At 68.9% G+C, this 7,085-nt stretch carries 9 protein-coding genes and 1 pseudogene; 4 read left to right on the forward strand and 6 right to left on the reverse strand.

From position 1 onward, the window contains the following. Nucleotides 1-284: hypothetical protein (locus GJ633_RS12300; RefSeq protein WP_156589065.1), on the reverse strand; the 284-nt coding region annotated here is incomplete at its 3' end. Continuing rightward, a pseudogene (locus GJ633_RS12305) lies at nt 284-1,826 on the reverse strand (acyl-CoA carboxylase subunit beta). The gene GJ633_RS12300 and the pseudogene GJ633_RS12305, both read right to left, overlap by 1 nt. Before the next feature lie 264 nt (nt 1,827-2,090). On the opposite strand from GJ633_RS12305, the gene GJ633_RS12310 reads away from it, so the two are divergent. The 3 genes from GJ633_RS12310 to rpl12p are packed head-to-tail and all read left to right on the forward strand — an operon-like array spanning nt 2,091 to nt 4,116. Beyond that, on the forward strand, nt 2,091-2,729 hold the full coding sequence (locus GJ633_RS12310; protein WP_156589066.1) for a 50S ribosomal protein L1: 639 nt from the start codon (nt 2,091-2,093) through the stop codon (nt 2,727-2,729). Then, nucleotides 2,726-3,760, forward strand: a complete 1,035-nt coding sequence (locus GJ633_RS12315; RefSeq protein ID WP_156589067.1) for a 50S ribosomal protein L10 — start codon at nt 2,726-2,728, stop codon at nt 3,758-3,760. Before GJ633_RS12310 ends, GJ633_RS12315 begins: the two co-directional genes overlap by 4 nt. A gap of 17 nt (nt 3,761-3,777) precedes the next feature. Continuing rightward, a complete protein-coding gene (gene rpl12p / locus GJ633_RS12320; protein WP_156589068.1) occupies nt 3,778-4,116 on the forward strand; it encodes a 50S ribosomal protein P1 in 339 nt (112 codons plus the stop codon). Between the two features lie 233 nt (nt 4,117-4,349). Here the strand turns inward: rpl12p and GJ633_RS12325 are convergent, their stop codons facing one another. The 3 genes from GJ633_RS12325 to GJ633_RS12335 all read right to left on the reverse strand — a co-directional run bounded on the left by GJ633_RS12325 (nt 4,350) and on the right by GJ633_RS12335 (nt 6,120). Beyond that, nucleotides 4,350-5,090 carry an SWIM zinc finger family protein gene (locus GJ633_RS12325; RefSeq protein WP_231741351.1) on the reverse strand — a complete coding sequence of 247 codons (741 nt, stop codon included), beginning with the start codon at nt 5,088-5,090 and terminating at the stop codon, nt 4,350-4,352. A gap of 151 nt (nt 5,091-5,241) precedes the next feature. Further along, entirely contained in the window at nt 5,242-5,529 is a 288-nt protein-coding gene (locus tag GJ633_RS12330) for a hypothetical protein (RefSeq protein ID WP_156589069.1), read from the reverse strand. A 120-nt stretch (nt 5,530-5,649) separates the two neighbouring features. Beyond that, the gene (locus GJ633_RS12335) at nt 5,650-6,120 is read right to left on the reverse strand and encodes a hypothetical protein (RefSeq protein ID WP_156589070.1); all 471 of its coding nucleotides are present in this window, start codon (nt 6,118-6,120) and stop codon (nt 5,650-5,652) included. 226 nt (nt 6,121-6,346) lie between these two features. On the opposite strand from GJ633_RS12335, the gene GJ633_RS12340 reads away from it, so the two are divergent. Beyond that, nucleotides 6,347-6,538: a hypothetical protein gene (locus GJ633_RS12340; RefSeq protein ID WP_156589071.1), complete on the forward strand. Its 192-nt coding sequence runs from the start codon at nt 6,347-6,349 to the stop codon at nt 6,536-6,538. Here the strand turns inward: GJ633_RS12340 and GJ633_RS12345 are convergent. Beyond that, the coding region (locus tag GJ633_RS12345; RefSeq protein ID WP_156589072.1) for a uracil-DNA glycosylase family protein at nt 6,535-7,085 on the reverse strand (551 nt) is incomplete at its 5' end. The two genes, GJ633_RS12340 and GJ633_RS12345, sit on opposite strands and share 4 nt — an antisense overlap.

Below are 7,085 nucleotides of genomic sequence, written 5' to 3' on the forward strand. Positions count from 1 at the left end.
CAGAACCGGTCCGCGCGCCCGGCCGCGGTCCACGGGTCCGTCGGCGCGCCGGTCGGCACCCTGACCGACCGTCCCTGAAGCCGATCGACGCGACCCACGAACGACCAGCGTTCGCCGTCCCACCCGCCGTCGCCGTCCTCGGCTGCGGCCGCGGCCGCCAGCTCGCCGTCGCGGAGGTGCGCCGCGACCGCGGCGGCGATGGCGGCGGCCTCCTCGTCGTCGGCGTCGTCGGGAATCGTCAGCCCCGCGGGCAGGGCGTCCGGTGCGGGCGTGTCGGCCGCCATCAGATCGGGATGTTGCCGTGCTTCTTGTCGGGCTGGTCCGAGCGCTTCCCCTGGAGCATCTGCAGGTCGTCGACGAGCCGCGCGCGCGTCTCCGCGGGCTCGATGACGTCGTCGACGAACCCGCGGTCGGCGGCGGTGTAGGGGTTCGCGAACTCCTCGCGGTACTCGTCGATGAGTTCCTGGCGGCGCGCGTCGGGGTCGTCGGCCGCGGCCAGCTCCTCGCGGTAGAGGACGTTGACGGCACCCTTCGGCCCCATCACGGCGATCTCGGCGGTCGGCCACGCGTAGTTGACGTCGCCGCCGATGTGTTTCGAGGACATCACGCAGTAGGCCCCGCCGTACGCCTTCCGGGTGATGACCGTCAGGAGGGGGACGGTCGCCTCCGAGAACGCGTACAGCAGCTTCGCGCCGTGGCGGATGATCCCGCCGTGCTCCTGGTCGGTGCCGGGCATGAATCCCGGAACGTCCTCGAACGTGAGGATCGGGACGTTGAACGCGTCACAGAAGCGGACGAACCGCGCGCCCTTCTGGCTCGCCTCGATGTCGAGCGTGCCGGCGTTCACGCGGGGGTTGTTGGCGACGACGCCGATCGAGTGGCCGTCGAGGCGGGCGAAGCGACGACGACGTTCTTCGCGAAGTTCTCGTGCACCTCGAAGAAGGAGCCCTCGTCGACGACGCTGCCGATCACGTCTTTCATGTCGTACGGCTTGCGCGGCGCGTCGGGGACGATCTCGGCCAGCTCGTCGTCGGCGCGCTCGGGGTCGTCCCACGGCTCGACGCGCGGCGGGTCCTCCACGTTGTTGGCGGGGAGGTACGAGAGCAGCCGCGCGATGTCGTCGAGCGCCTCCTCCTCGCTCTCCTCCGCGAAGTGCGCGACGCCGGACGTCGACGAGTGGGTGACCGCGCCGCCGAGCTCCTCGAAGCTCACCTCCTCGCCGGTGACCGTCTCGATGACGTCCGGCCCGGTGATGAACATGTGAGAGGTGTCTTTCACCATGAACGTGAAGTCCGTGATGGCGGGAGAGTACACCGCGCCGCCGGCACACGGCCCCATGATCGCCGATATCTGCGGGATCACGCCGGAGGCTCGGTGTTTCGCCGGAAGATCTCGGCGAAGCCGCCCAGCGACGCGACCCCCTCCTGGATCCGGGCGCCGGCGGAGTCGTTCAGGCCGACGACCGGCGCGCCGACGTCCATCGCCTTGTCCATCACCTTGCAGATCTTCTCGGCGAACACCTCGCCGAGCGACCCGCCGAAGACGGTGAAATCGTGTGCGAAGACGAACGTCTTGCGCCCGTTCACCTCGCCGTACCCCGTGACGACGCCGTCGCCCGGGAGCTGCTGTTCTTCCATCCCGAACGTGTGGTTCCGGTGCGTGCGGAACCGGTCGAACTCGTGGAACGTCCCGTCGTCGAGGAAGTAGTCGATCCGCTCGCGGGCGGTCATCTTCCCCTTCTCGTGTTGGGACTCGATCCGGTCTTCGCCGCCGCCCAGCGCCGCCCGCTCGCGGCGCTCGCGGAGGTCCTCGATGCGTTCGTCCATCGTCACGCCGGACCACCTTGCGTCATTACCTCGTCGGTTGGTCAGCGACATCAAAAGGATTCCCCTATCCGACGTTATCCTCTTCGACGTACGTCGAATTCGCGGGTCGACCGCGGTGAGAACGGCTCGACAGCCCCTGACTCGGGTTCACACGCGGACGTCCGCTTCGACGCTTTTAAACCTCGGATACACCACTTTCCGGTGAGACAGGCTTAGCCTGTTTCACTGACCCGTAGGAGCGACCTGCGTACTACGGAGGTGAAAATGGCAGACACAATACAAGAGGCCGTGACCCTCGCACTCGACGAGGCCCCCGAGCGGAACTTCCGCGAGACGGTGGACCTCGCCATCAACCTGCGAGACCTCGACCTCAACGATCCGTCGAACCGCATCGACGAGTCCGTCGTGCTGCCGGCTGGAACGGGGCAGGAGACACAGATCGTCGTCTTCGCGGAGGGCGAAACCGCCGTCCGCGCAGGGGAAGTCGCTGACGAAGTGCTCGACAGCGACGACCTCGAAGACCTCGGAGACGACGACGACCGCGCAAAGGACCTGGCCGACGAGACCGACTTCTTCGTCGCCGAGGCCAGCCTGATGCAGGACATCGGTCGGTACCTCGGTACCGTCCTCGGTCCGCGCGGGAAGATGCCTACCCCACTGCAGCCGGACGACGACGTCGTCGACACCGTCAACCGGATGAAGAACACGGTGCAGCTCCGGTCGCGCGACCGGCGCACGTTCCACACCCGTGTCGGCGCCGAAGACATGGACGCCGAGGAGATCTCGGACAACATCGACGTCATCATCCGCCGGCTCGAGGCCGACCTCGAGAAGGGCCCGCTCAACATCGACGGGATCTACGTGAAGACCACGATGGGTCCCGCCAAGGAGGTGCCCGTATGAGCACCGTGCGCAAGACCGAGACGATCCCGCAGTGGAAACGCGAGGAGGTCGACGAGCTCGTCGAGTTCATCGAGTCGTTCAACTCCGTCGGGATCGTCGGCGTCGCCGGCATTCCGAGCCGCCAGCTCCAGGCCATGCGCCGCGAGCTGCACGGCTCCGCGGACGTCCGGATGAGCCGCAACACGCTCACGGTCCGCGCGCTGGAGGAGGTCGACGAGGGCGTCGAGGAGCTGACCCAATACGTCGAGGGGCAAGTCGCGCTCATCGGCACCAACGACAACCCCTTCGGGCTCTACAAGCAACTCGAGGCCTCGAAGACTCCCGCCCCCATCAACGCGGGCGAGGTCGCCCCCAACGACATCGTCATCCCCGAGGGCGACACCGGCGTCGACCCGGGGCCGTTCGTCGGCGAGCTCCAGACCGTCGGCGCCGCCGCGCGCATCCAGGACGGCACGATCATGGTCACCGAGGACTCCACGGTCCTCGAGGAGGGCGACGTCGTCGACGACGACCTCGCGAACGTCCTGACCGAGCTCGGCATCGAGCCGAAGGAGGTCGGGCTCGACCTCAAGGGCGTCTACTCCGAGGGCGTCCTGTTCGAGCCGGACGAGCTGGCGATCGACGTCGAGGAGTACGAGGCGGACGTCCAGGCCGCCGCGGCCGCCGCGCGCAACCTCTCGGTCAACGCCGCGTACCCGACGGCCGCCACCGCCGGCACCCTCATCGCGAAGGCGTCCGGTCAGGCGAAGTCCGTCGGGCTGTTCGCGGAGATCGAGAGCCCGGACGTCGTGCCCGACCTGATCGGGAAGGCCGACGCCCAGCTCCGCGCGCTCGCCGCCCAGATCGACGACGAGGAGGCGCTCCCCGAGGAGCTGCAGGGCGTCGAAGCCGCCCCCGCTCCCCAGACGGACGACGACGAGGAGGAACAGGCGGAGGAAGACACAGAGGACACGGACGACGCTGAGGCGACCGACGACGACGCCGACGACGGCGACGACGGCGGCGAAGGTCTCGGCGCGATGTTCGGCTAACACACGAGGACACACCAATGGAATACGTTTACGCTGCGCTCATCCTGAACGAGACTGGCGAAGAGATCAACGAGGACAACATCACCGGCGTGCTGGAAGCCGCCGGCGTCGACGTCGAGGAATCCCGCGTCAAGGCGCTCGTCGCCGCGCTGGAGGACGTCGACATCGAAGAGGCCATCGAGACGGCCGCCGCGGCGCCCGCCGCGGGCGCGGCCGCCGGCGGCTCGGCCGACGAGGCCGAGGGGGACGCCGAGGAAGACGAAGCGGAGGCCGAGGAGGCCGAAGCCGAGGAGGCCGACGACGAGGACGAAGACGAGGGCGACGGCGGCGAGGGCCTCGGCGAGCTGTTCGGCTGAACGGACGCCGAACGCGCCCCTTCCCGCGGTCGACCGCGTCGACTTCGACTATCCACTTTATCGCGCGTCGATAGTTCGCTCACGGTAGCGTCCGGATCGACTGCCGGTGTTCGGACTGCCACTCCACATCCGGGAGTGATAACGTCGGCGTCCCGCGGCGGGTACAGGTACTCCTGCGCTAGGACATCAGCCACTTGGCTCAGCCCAGCCACCCGGCTCGGTGACCGACCGCGCTACGTCCGGCTCGTGAGCCGCGAGGCGGGGAACGCGTACCGCTCGCACTCGTCGAGGCCGCGGTCCGGCCGGATCGACTCGACGTACACGGCCTCGACCACGGGCTCGTGGGCCCCGTAGTCGGCGTTCGAGTCGTACGCGGCGACGGTCCGGCCCTCGTCGGTGCGGTAGGCGTCGGCCCGCTCGGTCGTGACCGCGACGACGACGAGACGGTCGCCGGTCTCGCGGTCGCGGACCCACGCGCCCGGCTCGAACCCGTGCCGCTCGCAGAGCAGCGAGCCCTCGGCGTCGCGGGGGACGAACGCCTCGCCGCCGCAGACCGCGCAGACGCCGACGCGCTGGTCCGGCGCGGGGATCGCTCCCGCGGACACCTCCATCGCGACGCGGCGGAGGTGCTTGCACCGGGCGCCGCGGATCGCGTGGTCCGGACAGGTGCAGGAACCCTCGTCGAGGGCGACGACGTAGGTGCCGCCCTCCGTCTCGACGACGTAGCGGCCGTCGCGCATCGGACGGACGGTCATCGGCTCCGTGACGGCGCGCGTGGACCGTCCGTCGTCGGTCGTGCGATCGCTTCCGACCTCGGGGTCGACGCCAGACTCGAGATCGACACCAGACCCGAGGTCGGACTCCTCGTCGGCGTCGTCGCGGCGGTCGGACCCTTCGTCGAGCGACCGGTCGACGACGACCGGCGCGTCGTCACGGACGCGGGCCGGCGGGGGCAGGGTGGGCTTGTGCGTCATGGTGGGGCGAGGGAACCCTCGCTTAAACTGAACGTAGGCGCCCTGAACGGTTAAATTTCTCGTCCAGTGGCGCGTTCGGTGCTGCGACGCCTCGACCTGCCGGCCTCACGTCCCGGCGACGTTGCGCGCGTCGGCGACGCTGACGCGTAACTCAGTCGGACCGCGTACCCGGTCGGTCGTCCGTCGATTCGTAGTACGCCTCGGCGGGCGACCGGGCGCCGGTATACAGCCGCACGTCCGGGAACAGCAGCAGGACGCCGAGCACCGTCCAGGCGCTTCCCACGGCCAGGGCCCACCCCCAGCCGGCGAAGACGCCGAACGCGAACTGCAGCGCCCACATCGCGGCGCCGACGAGGAGCACGGTGATCCCGAACCCCGCGCTCGCCTCGACCGCGCCGGGCTGCTGTTGGCTCGTGTGCGTCCGCCGACTCTGGCTCATGGGCGACCGTCGATTCCCTTGCTACATAAGCGCTCTCCGCGAGTTATCACTCGAAAGAATCAGGGGTATAACGGAGGTGACGCGGTCGCCGGACCCGATTGCAGGGACGGTGGACCGCACTCAGGCGTCGGTTTCGAGCGTCTCGGACGGATCGACGGCCGTCGCGAGGTCCTCGCTGTGGTTGGTGGCGATACCGACGCCGAGGACGACGCCGTAGGCGGCGATCGCGAGCCATCCGTACCCGACCACGTCGAGTCCCGCGGCGCTCATCCCGCCGAGCACCCATCCGAACGACACCGCGGCCCACGCGGCCAACGCGCCGACGTAGAGGTTCAGCGGCGTGCCCGTGAGGCCGCTCTTCTCGAACTGTTCGACCCGATCCGTGGTCGCGTCGGCCTCGACGACTTCGGACGTGCGGGAGACCATTCCCACGGCGACGACCGTCCCCACCGCGGCGACGGCGAACCACGCGTATCCGACGACCGGAACGGCGACGTCGATGACGTCGAGCGCCCACAGCGCCGTGAACCCGGCGATGATGACCGCTATCGCACAGTACCCGCGGAAACACTGTGTTATCAGCTGTCTCATGTTTTGAATATTATATTAGTAATGTGTGATAAATCCACCGGTAGGACCGGCATATATTCGTAACGTGTGATTAAATGCACCTCGACGGTTCCCGCGACGGCACCTCGATGGTATCTCACGTCATCCCGACGGCATCTCACGACATCCCGACGGTACCCTCTCGTACCTCCGGCGACGCGCCCGCCCGTGTAGTTTTATCTGCCTGTGGTGCGCTCTGAGAGCGTACATGAAGATCGTCGACGGCGACAGCGTCGAGTGCGACCGGTGTGAGTCGGTGTTGCCGCTCGCGAACGTCTCGCTGCTGGAGAAGGAGACGAACCGCGACTACGAACGGGTGCTGTGTGCGGACTGTCTCGGTGCCGTCGGCGTCCCGCAGGGATACACCCTGCGACGGGACATCACCCACCTGGCGAACTAGCGCGTCGGCCGTCCGTCGACGTACGTGACCCCGTCGAGCGCGCGCTCGACCGCCTCGCGGTACGCGTCGCCGTCGTCGTAGCCCAGCCGCGGGGCCCAGACATCCCGGTACGACGGGTGCAGGAGGGGGAGCACGACGCGCTCGGCGCCGGCCATCGGAACCGCGACGGGGTCTAGCACGGCGTCGAGGAACCCGTTCGCGACGTCCTCCAGCGACCGGTCCGTGAGCGCGAGCGTCGAGACCGTCGCGTGCCGTCCCGTCGGACAGACGACCGCCGGATCGACGGTCTCGACCTCCGCCCTGAGGTGGTCACGGCACCGTCGCCGCTCGGCCGCGGTCGGCTCGCGGTTGGTCTCGCGGTCGGCCGTCTCGTCTCGCGGGTAGCACTTCACCGCGTTCGTGAAGTACGCGCGGTCGGCGTAGCCACAGTCGGCGACCAGCCGACGGATCCGGCGGCCCGAGTGCCGCGAGGTGTACGCCCGACCGGTGCGGTTGCCGCCGCGCCACCGCTCGGCGTCCGGGTCGCCCGCGGCCGGCGCCTCGCCGA

Origin of the sequence: Halorubrum sp. CBA1125, from assembly GCF_009742825.1 — an archaeon.
Classification (GTDB): Archaea; Halobacteriota; Halobacteria; order Halobacteriales; family Haloferacaceae; genus Halorubrum.